The organism is Enterobacter sp. SENG-6 (assembly GCF_001605945.1).
GTDB classification, from domain to species: domain Bacteria; phylum Pseudomonadota; class Gammaproteobacteria; order Enterobacterales; family Enterobacteriaceae; genus Enterobacter; species Enterobacter cloacae.
The window spans coordinates 1-25,343 of the sequence record NZ_LOMM01000018.1 but is presented as its reverse complement, the minus strand read 5'-3'; the positions used below and the strand labels follow the sequence as shown (position 1 = coordinate 25,343).

Here is a 25,343-nt window from a genome sequence, read left to right as displayed (position 1 = left end):
TTACCATAGGAAACAAAGGTAAGACGCCAAAGGATATGAACATCCTTTGGCGATGAGGGAGTTAGTCGAGCTTAACGCCTAAACGGTGAGCCACTGCTTCGTACGCTTCAATCAGGCCACCCAGGCTCTGACGGAAACGGTCTTTATCCATTTTATCCAGCGTTTCTTTGTCCCACAGACGGCTGCCGTCCGGTGAGAATTCGTCGCCGAGTACCACTTCGCCTTTGAACAGACCGAACTCCAGCTTGAAGTCGACGAGGATCAGGCCAGCATCATCAAACAGTTTTTTCAGCACGTCGTTGGCTTTGTAGGTCAGCTCTTTCATGCGCGCCAGGTTCTCTTTATTCACCCAGCCGAAGGTTTCACAGTAGGAGTCATTGACCATCGGATCGTGCATGGCGTCGTTTTTCAGGAACAGATCGAACAGCGGTGGATTCAGCTCGATGCCTTCCTCAATGCCCAGACGCTTCACCAGGGAGCCCGCGGCACGGTTACGAATGACGCACTCAACCGGAACCATATCCAGTTTTTTCACCAGACATTCCGTATCGGACAGCAACGCTTCCATCTGAGTCGGGATACCCGCTTCGGCCAGTTTGGTCATAATGAAGTGGTTGAACTTGTTGTTCACCATGCCTTTACGATCGAACTGCTCAATGCGTGCGCCATCCCCTGCTGACGTATCATTGCGGAACTCGAGCACCAACAGATCCGGGTTTTCCGTGCTGTATACGGTCTTCGCTTTGCCACGATACAACTCAGCTTGCTTCTGCATCTTGATTACTCCTGGTGTGATGATTTGTGTTCAAAACTGGGCATATTATGCCACGCACACGTTTGCGTAGCACGAAAATAAAAAGGGCTGGATTCACCAGCCCTCGTATTTATTTGCTGAATGCAGCCTGGAAGACCGCGACCAGCGCATCGTTCTGCGACTGGGTCAGCGTGTGACCTTTCGGATCGATAAACTGCAGGCTACTGCGGTTATCAAGGTCGCCTACCTGAATCTTGTAGTCGCCGGAAGCGAGCTGTGGATCGCGTGCGCCCAGCTCCTGCCATGCGCTGTCGGACAGCGGCTTATACGTTGCGGTTATGCTACCAGTTGAACGCGTGCTGTCGGTCACCTTCATGCCCACTTTCTCCAGCGTCGCTGGCAGGCGCTGCCAGGTCTGGTTGAATGGCGCACGAACAACCAGCATTGGCAGGCCGGTATCATCCGCGCCGCTCTGGACATCAAACGTCATGCCGTTGCGGTTCTGTGAGGCGTTAGCCGCGTCTGTGGCGTTCTTATCCAGACCCGCAGCAATCACGTTCAGCATTTCAGTGCTGTAACGCTGCATAGAGGCAGCATCCGCCACCGGTTTACCCGCCTGCTCCAGGTTCAACAGCTTAACGGTAACCGCCTGCTGATAGCCCTGCGGTTTAACGGAGACTTGATAACGACCACGGTACTGCTGGTCTTCATCCAGACGGTTCCACTCGATCCAGTCGGTGGTTAACGTCTGGCTGGCGTCATCGCGCTTGTCAATCGTGTAGTTCTTCGACTGAATGACGCTCACCACCTGTGGCCACAGCGTGCTGCCACGTGCGCTTTCCACCATCAGAGACGCGGTATCACCGGTAAACTGGGTGCGCGCCCCGCTCACCAGCGCCAGAGGCTGTGCTGGCGGACGAATATCAAGCGCTTTGCCCACCGGGCCGCTGCCGTTGGTCACGGGGATATTATAATCGCCGTTCTGAATCGGCAGGATCATGCCAGCCGGTGCATGAAGTTCAGCAAGCGGGGTCGCATCCAGATAGGATTCATCACCGCTCACCTGGCGCTTGTAGCGCGAGTCTGAACTACAGGCAGCGAGCAGCATAACAAGCGAAACACTCGCAACCTTCGCCAGGCGCGACTTCTGTACTGAATAAGCCATCAAATCTCCCTAAACTTTACAGCAAACCGGCATGCTTCAGCGCTGCAGTGACGATTTCACGACCGTGGTCGGTAATCGGTGTCATTGGCAGACGCAGCGTATCGGTTGCTACAAGTCCCAACTCCTTACATGCCCATTTCACCGGGATCGGATTGGGTTCGACAAATAATTTATTGTGCAACGGCATCAGACGTTTATTAATGAGACGGGCTTCATCAAAGTGACCTGCCGCCGCCAGCTTGCACATTTCCGCCATATCGCGGGCCGCAACGTTCGACGTTACGGAGATCACGCCATGACCACCGAGCTGCATGAAGTCCAGCGCGGTCGCATCGTCACCGCTCAACAGGATAAAGTCGTCTGAAACCAGCTCTTTGATCTGATGAACGCGGCTTAAGTTCCCTGTCGCCTCTTTAATCCCGATAATATTTTTTACTTTCGAGAGACGACCAACGGTTTCCGGCAGCATATCGCAGCCAGTACGGGACGGCACATTATACAGAATTTGTGGCAAGTCAGTATGTTCAGCGATGGCTTTGAAATGCTGGAACAAACCTTCCTGAGTAGGACGGTTGTAGTAAGGGGTGACCGTCAGACAACCAACAACGCCGCTGTCGTTAAAACGTTGGGTCAGGCTGATCGCTTCTGCGGTTGCATTCGCGCCCGTTCCCGCGATGACCGGAATACGTCCGTCAGCCAGTTCGAGGGTCAACATCACCACATCGCCGTGCTCTTCGTGGCTCAGCGTTGCAGATTCACCGGTAGTCCCTACCGAAACGATCGCCGAGGTTCCATTGGCGACATGGTAATCAATCAGCTTCTTCATGCTTGACCGGCAGACATTACCTTTTTCATCCATCGGTGTTACAAGCGCGACAATACTTCCCGTGAACATGAGCCATCCTCTGTGCGAACAAGAGCCTCAATGGTACGTTTGGAACTGTAATAAAAGCAAGCGACCTGAGGCCCTCAGGCGGTTGTATGCATGTTTTTTTTATGCTTTCCTTAGGAAGACTTAACCAAGCAAAGGAAGAACAGGTTTGACAACCTCATCACAACATTACCTGGTTATCACTGCGCTGGGTGCTGACAGGCCGGGTATCGTGAACACCATTACCCGCCACGTGAGCAGCTGCGGCTGTAATATCGAGGACAGCCGTCTGGCGATGCTGGGCGAAGAGTTCACGTTTATTATGCTGCTGTCCGGGACATGGAACGCCATCACGCTTATCGAATCTACCCTGCCGCTAAAAGGCGCGGAGCTGGATTTGCTGATCGTGATGAAACGCACCAATGCGCGTCCGCGTCCGGCCATGCCTGCCACCGTCTGGGTACAGGTTGAAGTTCCTGATTCCCCTCATCTGATCGAGCGTTTTACCGCGCTGTTTGACAGCCATCAGATGAACATTGCCGAGCTGGTTTCCCGCACACAACCGGCTGATGAGAGTGCCGTTCCTACCCTCTTTATTCAAATCACCGCCCACAGTCCTGCATCACAGGATGCGTCAAATATCGAGCAAGCGTTCAAAGCCCTCTGTACAGAATTACACGCGCAAGGCAGTATAAGCGTCGTAAATTATTCGCAGCATGAACAGGATGGAGTTGAGTAATGAACCCACTGAAAGCCGGTGACATCGCACCGAAATTTAGCTTACCGGATCAGGATGGTGAGCAAGTAAATTTGACCGACTTCCAGGGACAGCGTGTTCTGGTCTATTTCTACCCGAAAGCCATGACCCCGGGCTGCACCGTGCAGGCCTGCGGCTTACGCGACAACATGGACGAGTTGAAAAAAGCCAGCGTGGAAGTGCTGGGCATCAGCACCGATAAGCCAGAAAAGCTGTCACGATTTGCTGAAAAAGAGCTGCTGAACTTCACGCTGCTTTCCGACGAAGATCATCAGGTCTGTGAGCAGTTCGGCGTCTGGGGCGAGAAGACGTTTATGGGCAAAACCTATGACGGCATTCACCGCATCAGCTTCCTGATTGACGCTGACGGTAAAGTGGAACATGTCTTTGACGACTTCAAAACCAGCAACCACCACGACGTGGTGCTGAACTGGCTGAAACAAAGTGCCTGACAGTGAGTGTCGGGTGGCGGCTTCGCCTTACCCGACCTACAAGATAAATGCAAAACGGCAACCTGGTTGCCGTTTTTAGTGTTTTCCCCCTCTCCCCCGTGAGAGAAGGGCATCAGGCCGCACAAAAACTACTTCTCCTCCACCGCTGGCACATCCGGCCATGCATGGACGACGGCTTTAATCAGCGTCGCCAGCGGAATAGCAAAGAACACGCCCCAGAATCCCCACAGCCCGCCGAAAATCACCACCGATAAGATAATCACCAGCGGATGCAGATTTACCGCCTCTGAGAACAGCACCGGCACCAGCAGGTTGCCATCCAGGGCCTGAATAATCAGGTACACCGCGAAGCAACTCCAGAACTCGGTGCCCAGGCCAAACTGGAACAGCGCGACCCCAACAACCGGAATGGTGACCACAAAAGCGCCAATATACGGAATAAGGACCGACAGCCCCACCAGCACCGCCAGCAGCAGCGAGTAGTTAAGCCCGAAGATCAGGAAGCCAATCCACGTCGCGACCCCAACCACAATCATCTCCAGCACCTTGCCGCGAATGTAGTTGGTGATCTGCTGGTTCATCTCTTCCCACACCTGCCCGGCCAGCCCGCGATTACGCGGCAGAATACGCCGCACGGCGTTGAGCATCTGATCTTTGTCCTTCACCAGGAAGAACACCATCAACGGTACCAGCACCAGGTAGACGGCGAGCGTAAGGAGCCCAACCAGCGACGCCAGGGAGTATTTCACCACCGAATCGCCCATGGTCATGATGCGGGCGCGCATGTTTTCGGCCATCGCATCGATGATCCCCGCGTCCATCAGCGCCGGATAACGACGCGGCAGCGTGGCGGCAAAATCGGAAAGCTTATTTAACATGCCGGGCATATCGCGGATCAGGTTGATCCCCTGCTGCCAGGCAACGGGCATGACCACAAAAGCCATCAACAGCAGAATGCCAACAAACAGCACCAGCACGATGCTGGTCGCCCAGCGTCGGGAGCAACCGATATTTTCCAGCCGCGCGGTTGGCCACTCCAGCAGATAGGCCAGCACAATGGCCACCAGCAGTGGTGCCAGAAGGCCGCTGAAGAAGAACAGAATACCGAACCCGGCAACCAGAATAACCAGCAAAGCAATGGCTTCCGGGTCGCTAAACCGGCGCCGGTACCACTGCATTAACATTTCGAGCATACAACCCTTCCCTGAATCGAATGACGGGAGTCAGAAGGTGAATTGTATCTAACTGTCACAAAAAAGACTTTCGCTTTTTGTATCGCTGTCACAATCCGCAAAAGCCTGATGAATGGGATTTTCTTCATGCCACAACACGGCTACACTCGCAGGGCAGTGGAGATGAACGATATGCGGGTTCATCGGTCAAATTAGCACATCCAAAATACAGGACAGTGGTTATGTTCAGGCAGTTGAAAAAAACAGTGGTTGCGACACTGATTGCCGCCGTAACGGTCGGTCAGGTGTTGCCAGCTTTCGCTGATTCGTCCGATTCATTGCCGGACATGGGCACCACAGCAGGAAGCACGCTCTCCATTGGTCAGGAGATGCAGATGGGTGATTACTATGTTCGCCAGCTGCGCGGCAGTGCTCCGCTGATCAATGACCCATTGCTGGTGCAGTACATTAATGGTCTGGGGATGCGCCTGGTCGCGCACGCCAACTCGGTAAAAACCCCCTTCCACTTCTATTTAATTAATAACGACGAAATCAACGCTTTCGCCTTCTTTGGCGGTAACGTGGTGCTGCATTCGGCGTTATTCCGTTATTCCGATAACGAAAGCCAGCTGGCGTCGGTCATGGCGCACGAAATTTCCCACGTGACCCAGCGCCATCTGGCCCGTGCGATGGAAGACCAGAAACGCAACGCGCCCCTGACCTGGGTGGGTGCGCTGGGCTCTATTTTGCTGGCGATGGCCAGCCCGCAGGCCGGGATGGCCGCATTAACCGGCACGCTGGCAGGCACGCGCCAGGGGATGATCAGTTTCACCCAGCAAAACGAACAGGAAGCGGACCGCATTGGCATCCAGGTGTTGCAGCGCTCGGGCTTTGACCCACAGGCGATGCCCAGCTTCCTGGAAAAACTGCTCGATCAGGCACGCTACTCGTCACGTCCACCCGAAATCCTGCTCACCCACCCGTTACCGGAAAGCCGTCTGTCCGATGCGCGTAACCGTGCCAATCAGATGCGTCCGGTGGTGGTGCAATCCTCACAGGATTTCTACATGGCGAAAGTGAGAACGCTGGGCATGTACAATTCCGGGCGTAACCAGCTCACCAGCGACCTGCTGGATGCCCTGGCAAAAGGCAACGTGCGCGAGAAGAACGCGGCGCAATACGGCCGTGCCCTGCAGGCAATGGAAGCCAGCAAATACGACGAAGCGCGAAAAACGCTGCAACCGCTGCTGGCCGCCGACCCGAATAACCCGTGGTATCTCGACCTCTCCACGGATATCGATCTGGGGCAGAAGAGACCTGCCGATGCGATTAACCGCCTGAAAGGTGCCAAAGAGGTGCGGACCAACCCGGTGCTGCAGCTTAACCTGGCGAACGCTTATCTGCAGGGCGGCCAGCCGGGTGAAGCGGCCACCATTCTGAACCGCTACACCTTCGACAATAAAGACGATCAAAACGGCTGGGATCTGCTCGCTCAGGCAGAAGCCCAGCTGGGCAACCGCGATCAGGAGCTGGCGGCACGTGCCGAAGGGTTTGCCCTGGTGGGGCGTCTGGATCAGGCCATTTCGATGCTCAGCAGCGCCAGTTCGCAGGTCAAACTTGGCAGCCTGCAACAGGCCCGTTACGATGCGCGTATCGATCAGCTGCGCGCGCTACAGCAGCGCTTCAAGCCGTACGAAAAGATGTAAAAAGGAAGAAAATATGACTGACGCGGTAAAAATCTACCATAACCCTCGCTGCTCCAAGAGCCGCGACACCCTCAGCCTGCTGAAATCCAACGGCGTAGAGCCTGAAGTAGTGCTGTATCTGGAGACACCGCCTGACGCGCAGACGATCCGCCAGCTCCTTCATATGCTGGGCATGGGCAGTGCACGTGAGTTGATGCGCCAGAAAGAGGATCTCTATAAGTCACTTAACCTGGACGACCCGCGTCTCACTGAAGCTGAGCTCGTGCAGGCGATGGTTGACAACCCGAAGCTCATTGAACGCCCGATTGTGGTGGCAAACGGCAAGGCGCGCATTGGGCGTCCGCCGGAAGATGTGCTCGACATTCTTTAAGCCTCGCGCCGCAGCCCTTCCAGAAAGGCCTGCGGCGTACTTTCCCCCAGTTTTTTCTGCGCTTTACCCCGGTTGTAAAACTCGCACAAGGTCATCAATAGCGCCCCCGCCGGTTCCACATTCACCCGCGGAATAATATCGCGTAAGGGCACCATCACCTGAAGTGCCCTGCAGGTACGTTGATGTGCCTTCACCGCAATGTTGTTAACAGCCAGCGTCGCCTCAAAACCAAAAGTCTCAATAGATTGTATAGCAGCCGGACACGCCGCCAGCACCTCCTGCGTCCAGGTATTCAGTCGTTGAGGCGACAGTCCCGCATAAAGCCGGGCATAGCACCAGCGGCTCACCGGCTCTCGCGCCCAAAGCAGATGCTGCTCCCCGCCGTCGTCCATATGCAGCGACAAAGGCAAATGGTGCAGTTCCAGCGTATGGGGCGTAATACCCGCTTTCAGCGCCTTTTTCCCCTGCAAGGGGGCCCCTTTTTGCTTTGCAGCGGCCGGTTTGAGATAGCGGTTCAGGGTGGCGCGGGAAACAGCGATCCCCAGGACGTCGTTGACCATAAGCAGCAGGTCATCCAACGGCGCACCCAGGATGTCACGCAGGGCATTCACCAGCGCAACCTGCTCTTGTCTCATCGCTTTGTGTATCACTTTAGGCGTCGTATGGTTATCCGACACCTGGTCGCGATTGCGCCAGCGTCTGACGGTAGTGACCGAAATCCCCAGCTCTACGGCCAGCTCTCTGTCGCTCTTATCCGACTGTTGAAGATAACGGCGGATGCGCGGCGTCGTGGTCGCATTGGCGTGCAGTTTGATTTCCATCGCAACAAACTCCAGAACTAATCTTATGAGATTTATAATACACCAGCGATTGCTTTGTGACCGATTTCACCTTTCGCTCGCCGCGCTTCACTGATAATCCCCAGAGATAACATAAACAATACCTCTCAATCTTGTACGGAGTTCACAATGAACAATGTTCTGGGATTTCTTGAAGCAAAACTGATGCCGCTGGCGGCCAAAACGGCCCAGCAGCGTCATCTTGGTGCCATTCGCGGTGCCTACGTTTCATTCATGCCGTTTATCATCGTCGGCTCTATCCTGCTGGTGATCTCCTCCTTCCCCAACCAAACCTATCAGCAGTTTATGTCTCAGGCGTTTGGGGAAAGCTGGAGCGCGATTATCGAAATCCCGTTCAACGCGGTGTTCTCGACCATGTCGCTGTTTATCAGCTTCCTGGTCGCCTATCGCCTGGCTGAACACTATGGCGAAGACCGTATCTCCTGCGGCATTCTGGCGCTGGTCTCCTTTCTGATCCTGACCCCTTTTATCAAAGTGGCGGAACAGGGTGGCATCACCGTCATGCCGGTAGAGTGGATTGGCAGTAAAGGGTTATTCGTGGCAATGATTGGCTCTCTGCTTTGGACGGAGCTGTTCTGCTGGCTGAAGCGCAAAAAACTGGTTATCAGAATGCCGGATGGCGTGCCGCCTGCGGTGCAGGAGTCGTTCGCGGCGCTGATCCCTGCCCTCTTGGTGATGATCCTGGTGCTGATGATCCGCATCGGCTTTGAAAACACCCATTACAACACCATCCATCAGTTTATTTACGAGGTGGTGGCAACCCCGGTTCGCCACTACGGCACTTCCTATTTTGGCGCGCTGATGACCGTATTCAGCATCACCATTCTGTGGTCAGTGGGCATTAACTCCGGTTCGATGATCAACGGCATTATTCGCCCGCTGTGGATGGAGAACCAGACCGATAACATCGCCGCCATTCAGGCCGGCGCCACCCCACCGCACATTATTACCGAACAGTTTTTTGACATGATCTGGATGGGCGGCGCAGGGGCCACGCTGTCGCTGGTGATTGCGATGCTGATTTTTGCCCGCAGTAAAAACATGCGCGAAGTGGCACGCCTGGGCGCGGGGGCCTCGGTGTTTAACATCAACGAGCCGATTCTGTTCGGCCTGCCGGTGATCATGAACCCGATCATGCTCATTCCGTTCAATCTGGTGCCGCTGGTGCTGGTCACCGTGCAGTACGTGGCAATGAAAATTGGTGCGGTCGCCGTCACCACCGGGGTGTTTATCCCCTGGACGCTGCCGCCTGTTATCAGCGGTTTTATCGTCACCGGGCATCTCAGCGGCAGCATCATGCAGCTTATCAACCTGCTGATTGGCGCCATGCTGTATCTGCCATTCATGCGTATCGTGGATAAACAGTACCGCGCCGCGGAGATTGCCACCGTGACGCAAACCGACACCACCCTTGCAAAACAGGAGTAAAGCATGTGGGGAATTATCGCCACCTGGCGAATGGCGCTTGAAGGCGTCACCGAGTCGGCCTCTGCGCTGGCAGCAGGGAAACCGGTGGCTGCCGCGGTCGTGGATGCCGTTGCCGCCGTCGAGGACTTCCCGTTCTATAAATCGGTCGGCTACGGCGGGCTACCAACCGAAAATGGCGAGGTGGAACTGGACTCCGCCTACATGGACGGCGACACGCTGGCGTTTGGCGCCGTGGGAAATCTGGTGGATATCGCCAACCCGGTACGCGTGGCGCAGGCGTTAAGCCGCCAGCGCTATAACAGCCTGCTGGTCGGCCAGGGCGCACGCGAGTGGGCATTGAGCCAGGGTTTTGCCGACAAAACGATGCTCACCGACCGGGCCATGCAGCACTACCGCAAGCGCTGCCGGGAGACGCTGGATAAAGGCTTAAGCCCCTACGATGGCCATGACACGGTCGGGATTATCGGTCTCGACAAACAGGGATCCATGAGCGTGGCGACCTCCACCAGCGGCCTGTTTATGAAAAAGCGCGGCCGACTTGGCGATTCGCCGATCATCGGCTCCGGCTTCTACTGCGACAGTGAAACCGGCGCCGCCACCGCCACGGGCGTGGGCGAAGATCTGATGAAAGGCTGCACCAGCTACGAAATTGTTCGCCGCATGGCGCAGGGGATGTCTCCGCAGCAGGCGGCAGATTCCGTGGTGTTCGAGCTGGAAGACAAGCTGATGTCGCGCTTTGGCCGCGCGGGGGATCTCTCCGTGGTATGCATGAATAACAAAGGTGAATTTGGCGCCGCCACCAACATTAAAACGTTCTCCTTTGTGGTGGCGACGGCACGCCAGCCGCTGACCGTGTTTCGCGCCGAACGCCTGCGGGAAAAAACGCACTATCAGGCGGTGGATGATGAATGGATGCAGGCCTATGCCGCACGGATCCACGCACCGATTGAGGAGTAATGATGATGACGTATCAGCTGATCACCGCCCTTTCTGACGTAAAGCCACACGGCCACCTCATCGCCCGCAGCTCGTCTACGCTGTTACCGGACACGCCACTGATTGCGGAAATGCGCGGGCAAGATGCCGTTGCCGACACCCGTTTTGGCTGTGCGCCTTTTGCACGCATCACGCTGGTGCCGGATGCTCTCTGGCAGGATAGCCTTACCGAAGGATTGCTTACGGCACTCCGTCCGCTGCTGGCCACGCCCGTCAGCACCGACGTGGTCCTGGATGTCACCCACATTGACGACGTTGTACTGCAACAGGTCCTGCGTTTTCTTTTTAATCAGTCGCACAGGCTTAGCGATCTGCAGCTGAAGAAAGCGGACGATGTCACTTTGCGCGTTGAGCACGTTACCGCCCTCTGCCTGCCAGAACAGCAGGCGCGGCTGGACGTTATCTTCCGCCAGCAGCTCGCCATTAGCCGTGGAATGGTCGCCGCACGCCGTCTGGCCGATATCCCCTCCGACCGCTGCACGCCGCAGTTTATGGTGCAGGAGGCGCAGACGCTGTGCGCGGCCTTCCCTGCCCTGCGCTGTGAAGTGCTGGATGAAAAGCAGATCGTTGAGCAGGGTCTGGGGCTGCTTCACGCCGTTGGCAAAGGCGCCTCCTGCCCGCCACGACTGCTGGCTATTCACTATGACGGTATTTCTGACGGCCCGGTGCGCTGCTATGTAGGTAAAGGCATTACCTTCGATACCGGCGGCCTGTGGCTCAAGGACGGCGCGGGCATGTACACCATGAAATATGACATGTGCGGGGCAGCGAACGTGCTGGGGCTGATGCTGACCGTTGCAGAGCTGGCGCTCCCCGTGCGCCTCATGGGCGTGCTGGCGCTGGCAGAAAACGCCATCGGCCCGGACGCCATGCAGCCTGGCACGGTAGCCAGAGCCTGCAACGGCACCACGGTTGAAATCAACAATACCGATGCCGAAGGCCGACTGGTGCTGGCAGACGCTATCGCCTGGGCCAGCCAGCGCCATCCGCAGGCGCGCTACATTATCGATATGGCAACACTGACCGGTGCGGTGGTCAAAGCGCTGGGATATGAGCTGAGCGGGTTGATGACCCAGGACGAGCCACTGCGCCAGGCGCTGACGCAGGCAGGAAAACAGAGCGGAGATGAAGTGTGGTCCCTGCCACTGGATGCGCGGCTGAAAAAGCAGACCGACAGCGCCATCGCCGATCTGTGCAATACGCCGCCCAACAATGCGGCGATCAGTGCCTCGGCGGCGTGGCTGCTGCATCACTTCTGCCCGCCGACAATCCCGTGGGCGCATCTGGATATTAGCGGTACGGCGCTGTGGCGTGAGGGTGGCAGAAGCGTGGCCTCAGGGAGGCCGATTCCGCTGCTGGTTGAGCACCTGATGGGAGACCTCTAGCCGGGTAGCGGCTGCGCCTTACCCGGCCTACTCGATCCCGTAGGCCCGGTAAGCGCAGCGCTACCGGGCAAAAAACTCAAAGCTTCAGAATATCTTTCACAAACGGAATGGTGAGCTTGCGCTGGGCGGTAATGGAGGCGCGATCGAGCTGATCGAGCGTATCAAACAGCGTGCGCATTTCCCGATCCAGACGCTTGAGCAGGAAGCGCCCTACGTCTTCCGGCAGTTCAAATCCGCGCAGTCTGGCGCGCAGCTGAAGCGCCTGGAGTTTGTCTTCATCTGACAGCGGTTGCAGTTTGTAGATTTGCCCCCAGTCGAGTCGGGAGGCCAGATCCGGCAGCCCCAGATTCAGCTGGCGCGGCGGACGATCGCCGGTGATCAGCAGCCGGGTTTTGCCCGATTCCAGGATACGGTTATAGAGGTTAAAGATCGCCATTTCCCACGGCTCATCCCCCGCCACGCATTCGATATTATCGATGCAGACCAGGGAGAGATGTTCCATTCCCTCCAGCACGTCAGGCACAAACCAGGTACGTTTATCCAGCGGTACATAGCCTACCGCATCTCCCCGCGCTGAAAGCTCAGCACAGGCGGCATGCAACAGGTGACTGCGTCCCGCGCCTTCGCGTGACCAGATATAGATGTATCCGCTGTGATCCTGGCGCAGCACATTCTGCAGTGCAGCCAGTAAAGAGGGGTTATCACCCGGCCAGAAACTCGCGAAAGTTTCGTCGTCAGGGAGATAGAGTGGCAGAGAGAGCTGTGCCGGTCCGTTCAGAAGTACCTCAACCAGATCTTACATAAAATCGGAACGGAGTTTAGCACGGAACCTGCCAGGAGAGAACCGGGCGGATCGTCCACCCGGTTTTACGATCAGTGTGACGCTTTTTCGCTTTCGTCAGCGTCCAGCACCACCTCTTCAGGGCGGATCACGGAAATCAGCTTGAAAATCAGGCTCAGGCCCACACCAACGATGGTCGCCAGCGCCATGCCTTTCAGCTCGGCCGCGCCGATGTGTACCTTCGCGCCGCTCACGCCGATGATCAGGATAACGGAAGTCAGGATCAGGTTCTGCGCTTTGCTGTAGTCCACTTTGGACTCAATCAGCACGCGAATACCGGATGCGCCAATTACGCCGTACAGCAGCAGAGACACGCCGCCCATCACCGGAACCGGGATGATCTGGATCGCTGCCGCCAGTTTACCCACGCAGGAGAGCAGGATTGCGATGATTGCCGCACCGCCGATAACCCAGGTACTGTAAACGCGGGTGATCGCCATGACGCCGATGTTCTCACCGTAGGTGGTGTTTGGCGTGGAGCCAAAGAAACCGGAGATGATCGTCGAGAAGCCGTTTGCAAACATCGAACGGTGCAGACCCGGGTCGCGGATCAGGTCACGTTTGACGATGTTCGCCGTCACCACAAGGTGGCCAACGTGTTCAGCAATAACCACCAGCGCGGCAGGCAGAATAGTGAAGATAGCAAACCATTCAAAGCGTGGCGTATAGAAGGTTGGCAGGGCAAACCAGTGCGCCTGAGCAATTGGCGTGGTATCGACAACACCCATCACGAAGGAGAGTGCATAACCCGCCAGCACGCCGATCAGGATCGGGATAATCGCCATAAAACCGCGGAACAGCACGGAGCCAAATACCGTCACGCCCAGCGTCACCAGTGAGATGATGATGGTTTTGGAGTCCGGCGACTGCCCATCAGCAGGCAGCAGGCCAGCCATATTCGCCGCCACGCCTGCCAGTTCCAGACCGATGACGGCAACGATGGCCCCCATCGCCGCCGGTGGGAACATCACGTCCAGCCAGCCGGTACCGGCCTTCTTCACAATGAATGAGACCAGGCAGAACAGCACGCCGCACATGATAAAGCCGCCCAGCGCCACTTCATACCCCAGGGGCAGCAGCAGCAACACCGGCGAGATAAAGGCAAAGCTCGACCCCAGATACGCCGGGATTTTGCCTTTACAGATAAAGAGGTACAGCAGCGTCCCGATACCATTGAACAACAGCACGGTAGCCGGGTTAATGTGAAACAGGATTGGCACCAGCACGGTTGCGCCAAACATAGCGAACAGGTGCTGCAAACTAAGCGGGATAGTCTGTAAAAGCGGCGGTCTTTCACTCACCCCGATAGCACGGCGCGTCATAGTGTTTTCCTCTGAGATGGTTAGTTATGTGTGTTTTATTCAAAAAAAAGCCGACTTTCAAAGTCGGCTTATTTATCGTTATTCGATTATTTCGTACCAAAGATCTTATCGCCGGCATCGCCCAGCCCCGGGATGATGTACCCGTGCTCGTTGAGCCCCTGGTCGACAGACGCGGTGTACAGCTCCACATCCGGGTGTGCTTTTTCCAGCGCCGCGATCCCTTCCGGTGCCGCAACCAGCACCAGCACTTTGATGCTGCTGCAGCCTGCTTTCTTCAGCAGGTCGATGGTGGCAATCATTGAGCCGCCGGTCGCCAGCATCGGGTCAACCACCAGCGCCATACGCTCGTCGATGTTAGACACCAGCTTCTGGAAGTACGGAACCGGCTCCAGGGTTTCTTCATTACGGTAGATCCCCACCACGCTGATACGCGCGCTCGGTACGTGCTCCAGCACGCCTTCCATCATGCCAAGACCAGCACGCAGGATTGGCACCACGGTAATTTTCTTACCTTTGATCTGCTCAACCTGCACCGGGCCGTTCCAGCCTTCGATGGTCACTTTTTCCGTTTCGAGGTCAGAGGTCGCTTCGTAGGTCAGCAGGCTGCCGACTTCAGATGCCAGTTCGCGAAAACGCTTCGTGCTGATGTCATGCTCACGCATCAGGCCCAACTTGTGTTTAACGAGTGGGTGTTTCACTTCCACAATCTTCATTCTCTTTCTCCTCTGAGGTGGCGTCCGCAAAAAAATCGCGGGATTATACCGCTTTTTTCGGATTAGGCCATACCCATCTTGCTTGACGTATATCAAGCAAAGTGATTTAGAGACAAAAAAACCGGAGGCGAGACTCCGGCTTGGGTGCGGGGTTCTGCCCGGTGGCGCTGCGCTTACGCGGGCCTACGTGTAGTGTAGGTCGGGTAAGCGTAAGCGCCACCCGACAATTACAGGTTGTCGCCGTTGCTCGCAATCACCTGCTTATACCAGTCAAACGACTTTTTCTTGCTGCGGTTCAGCGTGCCGTTCCCTTCATTGTCTTTATCAACAAAGATAAACCCGTAGCGTTTCTTCATCTCGCCGGTGCCGGCAGAAACGAGATCGATACAGCCCCACGGGGTGTAGCCCATCAGATCCACGCCATCTTCCACCACCGCTTTTTTCATCTCGCGGATGTGCGCCGAGAGATAATCAATGCGGTACTGGTCGTTCACCGTGCCGTCGCTCTCCTGCACGTCAATCGCGCCGAAGCCGTTCTCAACGATGAACAGCGGCAGCTGGTAGTGATCCCAGAACCAGTTCAGAGAGTAGCGCAGGCCAACCGGGTCAATCTGCCAACCCCAGTCAGATTTCTGCACGTACGGGTTGGAGACCAGGCTCTTGCTTTCATCGTAATCCAGTTCCGGGTTATCCGCCGTCGCTTTGGTGGCGAAGGACATGTAATAGCTAAAGCCGATGTAATCCACGCAGCCCTGCTTCAGCGCCGCTTTGTCTTCTTCGGTAATGTCCAGCGTGAAACCACGACGCGCAAAGTAGTTAAGCAGATGCTGCGGATACTTGCCGCGCACGTGAACGTCGGTGAACCAGTAGCGACGATGCATCGCGTTCATCGCCATCATGATGTCGTCAGGCGCGCAGGTCAGCGGATAAATAGGGCACATGGCAATCATGCAGCCGATCTGCAGGGAAGGATTAATCTCGCGCCCGGCTTTTACCGCCAGCGCGCTGGCCACCAGCTCATAGTGCGCGGCCTGGAACATCACTGGCTCACGGTCTTCACCCGGCGCATACTTCAGCCCGGAGTTGGTAAACGGCGCAAAATCTTCGTGGAAGTTAGCCTGGTTGTTGATCTCGTTAAAGGTCATCCAGTACTTCACCTTATGCTGATAGCGCTGGAAGACCGCTTTTGCGAAGCGGACAAAGAAGTCGATCAGCTTACGGTTGCGCCAGCCGCCGTACTCGGTGACCAGATGATACGGCATCTCAAAATGCGACAGGGTGATAACCGGTTCGATGCCGTATTTGAGGCACTCATCGAACAGGTCATCGTAGAATTGAAGGCCCGCTTCGTTCGGCTCCAGCTCATCCCCTTTCGGGAAAATACGCGTCCAGGCAATGGAGGTACGGAAGCATTTGAACCCCATCTCCGCAAAGAGTTTGATGTCTTCTTTATAGCGATGGTAAAAATCGATGGCTTCGTGGTTCGGGTAATTTTTTCCTGGCAGCACGCCGTCGGTGATTTCACGCGGCACGCCGTGGGCGCCAGCGGTCATAACATCGGCGACGCTTACGCCTTTACCGCCCTCTTTCCAGCCACCTTCCAACTGGTGCGCGGCCACCGCGCCGCCCCACAGAAAACCTTCTTTAAATCCTGACATACTCTTTCCCTCATTCGATGTTGCTGATTGCTGACGGATACTGCTGTCTGAAGTGGTAAACCGCGCCGACAAGACCGGCCCGGTTGCCGTGGCTGACGACATCGGCGATATCCGCGATGCCAAACCACGCAAGATGGGTGCGAAGCAGATCCATAAACCCGGGCCGCTCCACGATACCGCCGCCAATGAAGATGGTCTGCGGGTCGAACACATTCGCCAGGTTGTAGAGCCCTGTCGCAATGCCGTTAAGAAAATCATCCACCAGGCGGCGGCATACGGTGTCGCCTGCGTCATAGCCATCAAAAATGGCCTCGCCGGTGACGCTCTCAAGCGTCAGACCGTGAAAGTCGGCATAGCGCTTGCGAAGCGTGCGTAACGTACAGTTTTCATTCATGGAGTGGCGGGCAACGCGTCTTGAGTCTGCCCTTTCCGTGAGCATGTAGCCGAACTCTCCGGCGCGAAAACGCGCCCCGTGAACCAGCCTGCCGTTGCAGAAAATTGCTCCGCCGATCCCGGTGCCGATGGTCAGTACCAGAAAGTTATCGATATCTTTCGCCTTACCCTGCCAGCGCTCCGCCAGCAGCACGCAGTTAGCGTCATTCTCGACGGTAACCGGTAAACCCGTTTTCGCCTCAAGCCAGCCTTTCATTGCGAACTGGTCGAAGCGGCGAATGGCCCCGCCCATCTCAATAAAACCGGTATGCGGATTAACATACCCCGGCGCGCTGATGGCGATCCCCTCAAGCCCGGGATGGGTCGTTACCCAGTTCAGCATCTGCGCAAGAATGGCGTCACCGTCGCTGTTCCTGATGGCGGCCTTATCCGTTTGCAGTAGCTCTCCCTGCGCTGTCGCAATGCCCATTTTTAACGCGGTGCCACCGATATCAAATGCGGCGATGTTCATGGCCTTCATTCCTCCTAAATGAAACTGAAACCGGTTTCATTTCATGATGTTCATTCCCTAAACCGCATGCAAGCAGATCGCCGAAACCGGTTTCATTTTCGTGAACGGAGTCAAGTTTGCGCGCCGCCGGGGGCGGAGCAGAAAAAAAGATCCTCGCGCCGAGAATAGGCTCGCAAACGTTTGCCTGGACTGTTAGAATTGCGCCGATTTTTCTTACTAGCTATGCAATCGCGTGGGGACTTGAGCCGTGACCAACAAAACTTCTCTCAGCTACAAAGATGCCGGTGTTGATATTGACGCAGGTAATGCGCTGGTTGACCGAATCAAAGGTGTGGTGAAAAAAACCCGCCGCCCGGAAGTGATGGGTGGTCTGGGTGGCTTCGGCGCACTGTGCGCGCTGCCGCAAAAATATCGTGAACCTGTTCTGGTCTCGGGTACTGACGGTGTAGGCACAAAACTGCGCCTGGCGATGGATTTTAAACGTCACGACACGATCGGTATCGATCTGGTCGCGATGTGTGTAAACGACCTGGTGGTACAAGGCGCTGAGCCGCTGTTCTTCCTCGACTACTACGCGACAGGCAAACTGGATGTGGATACCGCAGCCAGCGTGATCAACGGTATTGCCGAAGGCTGTCTGCAGTCTGGCTGCGCGCTGGTTGGCGGTGAAACCGCGGAAATGCCTGGCATGTATCACGGCGAAGATTATGACGTCGCAGGCTTCTGCGTGGGTGTGGTAGAAAAATCAGAAATTATCGACGGCAGTAAAGTGGCTGATGGTGATGTGCTGATTGCGCTGGCCTCCAGCGGCCCGCACTCTAACGGCTACTCGCTGGTGCGTAAAATCCTCGAAGTAAGCGGTTGCGACCCACAAACCACCGAACTTGAAGGTAAACCTCTGGCTGACCATCTGCTGGCACCGACCCGCATCTACGTGAAAAACGTGCTGGAGCTGATTGAGAACGTTGATGTTCACGCCATTGCCCACCTGACCGGTGGCGGCTTCTGGGAAAACATTCCGCGCGTACTGCCGGACAACACCCAGGCGGTAATCGACGAATCGTCCTGGCAGTGGCCAGCGGTCTTTAACTGGCTGCAAACCGCGGGCAACGTGAGTTCTCACGAAATGTACCGCACCTTTAACTGTGGCGTAGGTATGGTGATCGCCCTGCCAGCGAGCGAAGCGGATAAAGCCGTTAAGCTGCTGACGGACAAAGGTGAAAACGCGTGGAAAATCGGTATTATCAAAGCTTCCGATTCCGAACAGCGTGTGGTCATTGAATGAAAAACATCGTGGTGCTCATTTCCGGCAACGGAAGCAATTTGCAGGCCATCATTGACGCCTGCAAACAGAAGAAAATCAATGGCACCATTCGGGCAGTATTCAGCAACAAGGCCGACGCGTTCGGCCTTGAGCGCGCCCGGGAAGCAAACATTCCCGCGCACGCGCTGGAGGCCAGTCAGTTCGCCGGCCGTGAAGCGTTTGACCGCGAACTGGTTCAGGAGATTGATGCCTACGCGCCGGACGTTGTGGTGCTGGCGGGGTATATGCGTATCCTGAGCCCGGCGTTTGTCGGGCACTACGCCGGGCGTCTGCTGAATATCCACCCTTCGCTTCTGCCGAAATATCCCGGCCTGCACACCCATCGTCAGGTGCTGGAAAACGGCGATCAAGAGCACGGGACCTCGGTGCATTTCGTGACCGATGAGCTGGACGGCGGACCGGTGATCCTGCAGGCGAAAGTCCCGGTCTTTGACGGCGACACCGAAGACGACATCACCGAACGCGTGCAGAGCCAGGAACATGCCATTTATCCACTGGTGGTCAGCTGGTTTGTCGACGGGCGTCTGGCGATGCACGACGGGGCTGCCTGGCTGGATGGCGTGAAACTGCCCCCGCAGGGTTACGCGGCCGAAGAGTAGTCTGTTCTGTCGGGTGGCGCAGCAGCGCTTACCCGACCAACAAAGCGCATTACCCGATATTCCCTTCTCCAACCTTCTAAAATCTCCAACAAAAAAATAACTGTCATACTTTTCTGGCACTGTTGGACATATCGTGGAAATGCTCGCCATAATAAGGACGAGACGGATTTACCACGTCCTGTGATTGAACTGGAGTGTGAGCTGTAATGGGTCAGGAAAAGTTATATATCGAGAAAGAGCTAAGCTGGTTAGCATTCAACGAACGCGTACTCCAGGAAGCGGCGGACAAAAGCAACCCGCTTATTGAGCGCATGCGTTTTTTGGGCATTTATTCCAACAACCTTGATGAGTTCTACAAGGTTCGCTTTGCCGAGCTGAAACGGCGGATCATCATCAGCGAAGAGCAGGGCTTAAACTCTCACTCTCGCCATCTGTTAGGCAAAATTCAGTCCCGCGTGTTGAAAGCCGATCAGGAATTTGACGGCCTCTATAACGAGTTGCTGCTGGAGATGGCACGCAATCAAATCTTCCTGATTAACGAACGTCAGCTCTCCGTTAACCAACAAAACTGGCTGCGCCACTACTTTAAACAGTATCTGCGCCAGCACATCACCCCTATTCTGATCAACCGCGAAACCGATCTGGTGCAGTTCCTGAAAGATGACTACACCTACCTGGCGGTGGAAATTATTCGCGGTGAATCCATCCGTTACGCGCTGCTGGAGATCCCGTCCGACAAGGTGCCACGTTTTGTGAACCTGCCGCCGGAAACCCCGCGCAGACGCAAACCGATGATCCTGCTGGATAACATCCTGCGCTACTGTCTGGACGATATCTTCAAAGGCTTCTTCGATTACGACGCGTTAAACGCCTACTCGATGAAGATGACCCGTGACGCCGAATATGACCTGGTGCACGAGATGGAAGCCAGCCTGATGGAGCTGATGTCCTCCAGCCTCAAGCAGCGTCTGACGGCCGAACCGGTGCGCTTTGTCTATCAGCGTGATATGCCAGACGCGATGGTGGAAATGCTGCGCGACAAGCTGACTATCTCGCGCTATGACTCCATCGTGCCGGGCGGTCGTTACCATAACTTTAAAGACTTTATTGGCTTCCCGAACGTCGGCAAAGCCAATCTGGTGAATAAACCGCTGCCGCGCCTGCGTCATCTCTGGTTCGATAAGTTCCGTAACGGTTTCGATGCCATCCGCGAACGCGACGTCCTGCTCTACTATCCGTATCACACGTTTGAACACGTGCTGGAGCTGCTGCGTCAGGCCTCCTTTGACCCGAGCGTGCTGGCAATCAAAATCAATATTTACCGCGTGGCGAAAGACTCCCGCATCATCGACGCGATGATCCACGCCGCGCACAACGGCAAAAAAGTAACCGTGGTGGTTGAGCTGCAGGCACGTTTCGACGAAGAGGCCAATATCCACTGGGCGCGCCGTCTGACGGAAGCAGGTGTACACGTTATCTTCTCCGCCCCGGGGCTGAAAATTCACGCCAAGCTGTTCCTTATCTCCCGTAAAGAGGGTGACGACGTGGTGCGCTATGCCCACATCGGTACCGGGAACTTTAACGAGAAAACCGCACGAATTTATACCGACTACTCGCTGCTGACCGCCGACGCGCGCATCACCAACGAGGTGCGTCGGGTGTTCAACTTTATTGAGAACCCGTACCGCCCGGTGAGCTTCGATTATCTGCTGGTGTCACCGCAGAACTCGCGCCGCCTGCTGTACGATATGATCGACAAAGAAATTGCCAACGCCCAGAAAGGCTTGTCGTCCGGCATCACGCTGAAGCTCAACAATCTGGTCGACAAAGGTCTCGTGGACAGACTCTATGCGGCGTCCAGCTCCGGCGTTCCGGTTAACCTGCTGATCCGCGGCATGTGCTCCCTCATCCCGGAACTGGAAGGTATCAGCGATAATATTCGCGTCATCAGCATTGTCGACCGCTACCTGGAGCACGATCGGGTCTATATTTTCGATAATGCGGGAGATAAACAGGTCTATCTCTCTTCGGCAGACTGGATGACGCGCAATATTGATTATCGAATTGAAGTCGCAGCGCCGCTGCTGGATCCGCGCCTGAAACAGCGTATTCTCGACATTATCGAGATTCTGTTTAGCGACACGGTGAAAGCGCGCTATATCGACAAAGAACTCAGTAACCGCTATGTACCGCGCGGCAACCGCCGCAAAGTGCGGTCGCAACTGGCGATTTACGACTATATCAAATCACTCGAGCAACCCGATTAACCTATGCCGATAAATGATAAGACCCCACGACCACAGGAATTCGCCGCGGTCGACCTTGGTTCTAACAGTTTCCACATGGTCATCGCCCGTGAGGTGGATGGCGCGCTGCAGATCATCGGTCGTCTGAAGCAGCGCGTACACCTGGCAGATGGTCTTGATGAACGCAGCATGCTCAGCGAAGAGGCGATGGAGCGCGGCCTGAACTGCCTGTCGCTGTTTGCTGAACGCCTGCAGGGCTTCTCACCCTCCAGCGTCTGCATTGTGGGAACGCATACCCTGCGCCAGGCGCTGAATGCCCCTGAATTCCTCAAGCGTGCGGAAAAAGTGATCCCCTACCCCATTGAGATCATCTCCGGTAACGAAGAGGCGCGTCTGATTTTTATGGGCGTTGAGCACACGCAGCCGGAAAAAGGCCGCAAGCTGGTGATTGATATCGGCGGCGGCTCCACAGAGCTGGTCATTGGCGAAGACTTTGAACCGCGTCTGGTGGAAAGCCGCCGTATGGGCTGCGTCAGCTTTGCGCAGATGTATTTCCCGGGCGGCGCGATTTCGCGGGAAAACTTCCAGCGGGCGCGCATGGCCGCCGTTCAGAAGCTGGAAAATCTGGCCTGGCAGTACCGTATCCAGGGCTGGAACGTCGCGCTGGGGGCCTCGGGCACCATCAAAGCGGCCCATGAAGTGCTGCTGGCGATGGGTGAAAAAGACGGTTTTATCACCCCCGAACGCCTGACGTTGCTGACCGAAGAGGTGCTGAAACATAAAAGTTTCGACGCGTTAAGCCTGCCGGGTCTTTCGGATGAGCGTAAAGCGGTGTTTGTACCGGGGCTGGCTATCCTGTGCGGCGTATTCGATGCGCTGGCAATTAAAGAGCTGCGTCTCTCTGACGGCGCGCTGCGTGAAGGCGTGCTGTATGAGATGGAAGGCCGCTTCCGCCATCAGGATATTCGCAGCCGTACCGCGCAAAGCCTGGCAAACCAGTACAACATCGACCGCGAACAGGCGAAGCGGGTGCTGGAAACGACCGTTCAGATGTACGATCAGTGGCAGGAGCAGAATCCGAAGCTTGCCCATCCGCAGCTTGCCGCCCTGCTGAAATGGGCCGCGATGCTGCACGAAGTGGGCCTGAACATCAACCACAGCGGCATGCACCGTCATTCCGCCTACATTCTGCAAAACAGCGATTTGCCGGGCTTCAACCAGGAGCAGCAAACCATGATGGCGACGCTGGTGCGCTATCATCGCAAAGCCATTAAGCTCGACGATCTGCCGCGCTTCACGCTGTTCAAGAAAAAGCAGTTCCTGCCGATGATTCAGCTGCTGCGTCTGGGCGTGCTGCTGAATAACCAGCGTCAGGCCACAACCACGCCGCCCACGCTGAAACTCAAAACGGATGACCATCACTGGACGCTGAGCTTCCCGCACGACTGGTTTAGCCAGAATGCGCTGGTTCTGCTGGATCTGGAAAAAGAGCAGCAGTACTGGGAAGCGGTCACCGGCTGGCTGCTCAAAATCGAAGAAGAGAGCGCCGACGTCGCGGCGTAACGGCTCAGGCGTCCGTCAAGGACGCCTCTGCCTCCAGCAGTGACTCAAGTGCCTCCGGCCGACCTATCAGATAGCCCTGCACATAGTCGATACCGAGCGCGTGAACCGCGCTACGTATCTCTTCGGTCTCCACATATTCCGCAACCACCAGCATCTTTTTCATTCGCGCTAAATGGCAAATAGAGGCCACAATCTGGTAATCCAGGCTGTTGCTGACGATATTGCGAATAAAGCTGCCGTCAATCTTGAGGATGTCTGCGTCCACGCTTTTCAGCCGCGCATAGCTTGCATAGCCGGTACCAAAATCATCTATCGCAATGCGTACGCCCATTTTTTGTAGCTGCCGGAGGGTATGCATCGCCTGCTCCGCGCTGCCGAAGGTACTGCACTCGGTCACCTCGAAGATCAACTGCCACGCCTCCACGGCGTATTTATTCAGCAGACGGCTCACCTCCAGCGGGAACTGAACCCGACAAACGGTTGAGGGCGCAAGATTAATGGCAAAGCGCTGGCCGGGCAGCCTGTCACGGTGTTCGGCCAGGAAGCGCAGCGTGCGCTCCAGCACCCACAAATCGACCCGCGACGACAGGCCAAACTCCTGAGCGACGGGCAGGAACCGATCGGGGGTAAGCAATGCGCCGTCCGCATCCGGCATCCGCAGCAGCACTTCATGATAGCGATCGCCACGCAGGCCACGAACGGGCTGCGCCAGCAGGGTGAATTCGTTGTTGTCGAGCGCCTTTTGCAGGCGGCTCATCATCGCGATTTTATCCTTCAGGCTGCGCTGCAGATGGACAGCACCACGCTGCTGAAGGTTTTCCGGGTGGTTGGTTGAGAGCGACAGATCGGCAATAACCCCTAACTCCCCCAGCACCAGATAGAGATGGTTCACGGGTGAGCGCACATAGCAGTAACTCAAGCCCACCTGCGGCTGTAGCGGCATGCCATCCCAGATAAAACGGAACTGTTTGATATGCTCATCCAGGGTCTCGATTCGCTGCTGGTGCGATTCCGCGTTGAGTCGCACCGCCAGATCATACCCGGTAAGGTGATACACCCGCTCATTGGGCTGGAGTGTGCCATTAACCCACTGTGCCAGCTGCTGTTTGTATAAAATTCGCAGCAATACGCCATAATTTCGGCCCAGCACTTCCAGTTCAGGAATACGCAGTAAACAGAGCGCCGACCACGGGTTCCGGGCCAGATCGCGTAACAACGCCCGCAGGTTAGGCATATGGACAACCGGGTCGAGGAGCGCCAGCCTGCGGGAGCGCTTATTCACGGCACGCTGGCGGGTCGACAGCATCGACATGTAGACCACCACAAACGAGAAGACCAGGTAGCTGGAAGAGGTGATCGCCAGTTGAATGTCGTAGCCCTGATTCACAGGGATATAACGGTAAAAATAGTGAATAGAGACCAGCAGGACCGGCGTCCAGATGAGGGATGTCAGCCTGTAACCAAAGCGCATCGCGCCCCAGAGCATCACCGGCATCAGGAGCGACAGCGTGTAGTTAGTGGTGAAGATAGAGCTGTTCTCATTCATTGGTATCAGCAGCAACAGCAGCAACCCGCCCAGTATGATCAACCAGACCAGAAACTCGATGAACGTCACCTTTTTATCGATCTGTGCGCGACTCTGAGAAATCAATGCCCTGAAGTAACGCGGATGGCGAATCAGCCGGATTATCAGGTAACTCAGCGGTACGCCCGTTAAGCCGCTGACCAGCAGCGCCTGATAGTTGATCAGCGTGTGAATATTAAGCGGGTTCAGCCCCGCCAGGCTCTGGCGACTCTCATACACGCCCAGATAAACCGCAAACTGAAACAGCACCAGAAACAGCGTTGCCGGACATAACACCTGCCAGAAAATGCGCTGCGCCATCAGCCGTATATCGCCGTAAGCCGTCATATTGCGTCTGGGGGCAAAGACGCGATAACCGCCCCAACTCAGCACTAAGGGAATAATAAAATGGAAGATCCCGGCAACGGTTTCAAACAGCCCAACTTGCGGGTAATAGCGAATAAACAGCGACAGCACTATTCCGGGAATAGCCCCAACGCCGAAAAACAGCATTAAGGTGAGCAGGAAAAAGAGCGGCAGATAATAGAGTGCCACAATGCCGTCGCCCAGTTGCGTCAGGGTATTGGCCGCGCTCAGCACGGGCAGCAAGGTAATGACTCCAACTTACTGATAGTGTTTTATGTTCAGATAATGCCCGATGACTTTGTCATGCAGCTCCACCGATTTTGAGAA

The 25,343-nt window shown here is 55.9% G+C and carries 23 protein-coding genes; 11 read left to right on the top strand and 12 right to left on the bottom strand.

Going from position 1 to position 25,343, the window contains the following annotated elements; translation table 11 throughout:
- Positions 1-61: 61 nt before the first annotated feature.
- The 3 genes from purC to dapA form a co-directional block, all read right to left on the bottom strand.
- On the bottom strand, positions 62-775 hold the full coding sequence (gene purC / locus AX755_RS10345) for a phosphoribosylaminoimidazolesuccinocarboxamide synthase (protein ID WP_008501631.1): 714 nt from the start codon (positions 773-775) through the stop codon (positions 62-64).
- A 109-nt stretch (positions 776-884) separates the two neighbouring features.
- A complete protein-coding gene (gene bamC, locus AX755_RS10340) occupies positions 885-1,919 on the bottom strand; it encodes an outer membrane protein assembly factor BamC (protein WP_013098226.1) in 1,035 nt (344 codons plus the stop codon).
- A 16-nt stretch (positions 1,920-1,935) separates the two neighbouring features.
- Entirely contained in the window at positions 1,936-2,814 is an 879-nt protein-coding gene (dapA, locus tag AX755_RS10335) for a 4-hydroxy-tetrahydrodipicolinate synthase (protein ID WP_013098227.1), read from the bottom strand.
- Positions 2,815-2,959: 145 nt separating this feature from the next.
- Between dapA and AX755_RS10330 the strand changes: the two genes are divergently transcribed.
- Together AX755_RS10330 and bcp are read left to right on the top strand one after the other, a co-directional pair.
- Positions 2,960-3,529 (top strand): glycine cleavage system transcriptional repressor, encoded by a 570-nt coding sequence (locus AX755_RS10330; protein ID WP_013098228.1) that lies wholly within the window; start codon positions 2,960-2,962, stop codon positions 3,527-3,529.
- Complete coding sequence (bcp, locus tag AX755_RS10325; protein WP_062856723.1) at positions 3,529-3,999, top strand: thioredoxin-dependent thiol peroxidase; 471 nt, start codon at positions 3,529-3,531, stop codon at positions 3,997-3,999. The genes AX755_RS10330 and bcp overlap by 1 nt, the downstream gene beginning before the upstream one ends.
- A 128-nt stretch (positions 4,000-4,127) precedes the next feature.
- Here the strand turns inward: bcp and AX755_RS10320 are convergent, their stop codons facing one another.
- A complete protein-coding gene (locus tag AX755_RS10320) occupies positions 4,128-5,192 on the bottom strand; it encodes an AI-2E family transporter (RefSeq protein WP_013098230.1) in 1,065 nt (354 codons plus the stop codon).
- Between the two features lie 221 nt (positions 5,193-5,413).
- Between AX755_RS10320 and bepA the strand changes: the two genes are divergently transcribed.
- Positions 5,414-6,877 (top strand): beta-barrel assembly-enhancing protease, encoded by a 1,464-nt coding sequence (gene bepA, locus AX755_RS10315; protein ID WP_013098231.1) that lies wholly within the window; start codon positions 5,414-5,416, stop codon positions 6,875-6,877.
- 13 nt (positions 6,878-6,890) lie between these two features.
- The gene (gene arsC / locus AX755_RS10310; RefSeq protein ID WP_013098232.1) at positions 6,891-7,247 is read left to right on the top strand and encodes an arsenate reductase (glutaredoxin); all 357 of its coding nucleotides are present in this window, start codon (positions 6,891-6,893) and stop codon (positions 7,245-7,247) included.
- Here arsC and AX755_RS10305 read toward each other — a convergent pair.
- Positions 7,244-8,068, bottom strand: a complete 825-nt coding sequence (locus AX755_RS10305; RefSeq protein WP_062856722.1) for a hypothetical protein — start codon at positions 8,066-8,068, stop codon at positions 7,244-7,246. The genes arsC and AX755_RS10305 overlap by 4 nt on opposite strands.
- Before the next feature lie 147 nt (positions 8,069-8,215).
- Between AX755_RS10305 and celB the strand changes: the two genes are divergently transcribed.
- Genes celB through AX755_RS10290 form a run of 3 tightly spaced genes read left to right on the top strand, consistent with a single transcriptional unit; the run spans position 8,216 to position 11,916 of the window.
- On the top strand, positions 8,216-9,535 hold the full coding sequence (celB, locus tag AX755_RS10300; protein WP_062856721.1) for a PTS cellobiose transporter subunit IIC: 1,320 nt from the start codon (positions 8,216-8,218) through the stop codon (positions 9,533-9,535).
- 3 nt (positions 9,536-9,538) lie between these two features.
- Positions 9,539-10,492 carry a N(4)-(beta-N-acetylglucosaminyl)-L-asparaginase gene (locus AX755_RS10295; RefSeq protein WP_062856720.1) on the top strand — a complete coding sequence of 318 codons (954 nt, stop codon included), beginning with the start codon at positions 9,539-9,541 and terminating at the stop codon, positions 10,490-10,492.
- Positions 10,493-10,494: 2 nt separating this feature from the next.
- Complete coding sequence (locus AX755_RS10290) at positions 10,495-11,916, top strand: leucyl aminopeptidase family protein (RefSeq protein WP_062856719.1); 1,422 nt, start codon at positions 10,495-10,497, stop codon at positions 11,914-11,916.
- Between the two features lie 76 nt (positions 11,917-11,992).
- Here AX755_RS10290 and AX755_RS10285 read toward each other — a convergent pair whose 3' ends face one another.
- The 5 genes from AX755_RS10285 to bglK form a co-directional block, all read right to left on the bottom strand.
- On the bottom strand, positions 11,993-12,694 hold the full coding sequence (locus AX755_RS10285) for a DnaA inactivator Hda (RefSeq protein WP_211944493.1): 702 nt from the start codon (positions 12,692-12,694) through the stop codon (positions 11,993-11,995).
- A gap of 95 nt (positions 12,695-12,789) precedes the next feature.
- Positions 12,790-14,079, bottom strand: coding sequence for a uracil permease (gene uraA / locus AX755_RS10280; protein ID WP_013098238.1), 1,290 nt, complete (start codon positions 14,077-14,079; stop codon positions 12,790-12,792).
- A gap of 86 nt (positions 14,080-14,165) precedes the next feature.
- A complete protein-coding gene (gene upp, locus AX755_RS10275) occupies positions 14,166-14,792 on the bottom strand; it encodes a uracil phosphoribosyltransferase (protein WP_003860560.1) in 627 nt (208 codons plus the stop codon).
- A gap of 227 nt (positions 14,793-15,019) precedes the next feature.
- Complete coding sequence (locus AX755_RS10270) at positions 15,020-16,450, bottom strand: 6-phospho-beta-glucosidase (RefSeq protein WP_062856718.1); 1,431 nt, start codon at positions 16,448-16,450, stop codon at positions 15,020-15,022.
- 10 nt (positions 16,451-16,460) lie between these two features.
- A complete protein-coding gene (bglK, locus tag AX755_RS10265; protein ID WP_062856717.1) occupies positions 16,461-17,354 on the bottom strand; it encodes a beta-glucoside kinase BglK in 894 nt (297 codons plus the stop codon).
- 247 nt (positions 17,355-17,601) lie between these two features.
- Here bglK and purM point away from each other — a divergent pair, with 247 nt between their 5' ends.
- The 4 genes from purM (at position 17,602) to ppx (ending at position 23,086) form a co-directional block, all read left to right on the top strand.
- On the top strand, positions 17,602-18,639 hold the full coding sequence (gene purM, locus AX755_RS10260; RefSeq protein WP_062856716.1) for a phosphoribosylformylglycinamidine cyclo-ligase: 1,038 nt from the start codon (positions 17,602-17,604) through the stop codon (positions 18,637-18,639).
- Positions 18,636-19,277, top strand: coding sequence for a phosphoribosylglycinamide formyltransferase (gene purN, locus AX755_RS10255; protein WP_062856715.1), 642 nt, complete (start codon positions 18,636-18,638; stop codon positions 19,275-19,277). Before purM ends, purN begins: the two co-directional genes overlap by 4 nt.
- 206 nt (positions 19,278-19,483) lie before the next feature.
- Positions 19,484-21,544 (top strand): polyphosphate kinase 1, encoded by a 2,061-nt coding sequence (gene ppk1 / locus AX755_RS10250; RefSeq protein WP_013098243.1) that lies wholly within the window; start codon positions 19,484-19,486, stop codon positions 21,542-21,544.
- Between the two features lie 3 nt (positions 21,545-21,547).
- Entirely contained in the window at positions 21,548-23,086 is a 1,539-nt protein-coding gene (gene ppx, locus AX755_RS10245) for an exopolyphosphatase (protein WP_044157876.1), read from the top strand.
- A gap of 4 nt (positions 23,087-23,090) precedes the next feature.
- Here ppx and AX755_RS10240 read toward each other — a convergent pair whose 3' ends face one another.
- Complete coding sequence (locus AX755_RS10240) at positions 23,091-25,265, bottom strand: EAL domain-containing protein (RefSeq protein WP_331710274.1); 2,175 nt, start codon at positions 25,263-25,265, stop codon at positions 23,091-23,093.
- 9 nt (positions 25,266-25,274) lie between these two features.
- Positions 25,275-25,343 (bottom strand): IS1 family transposase (locus tag AX755_RS24455; protein ID WP_071607219.1); only part of this gene is annotated, 69 nt, incomplete at its 5' end.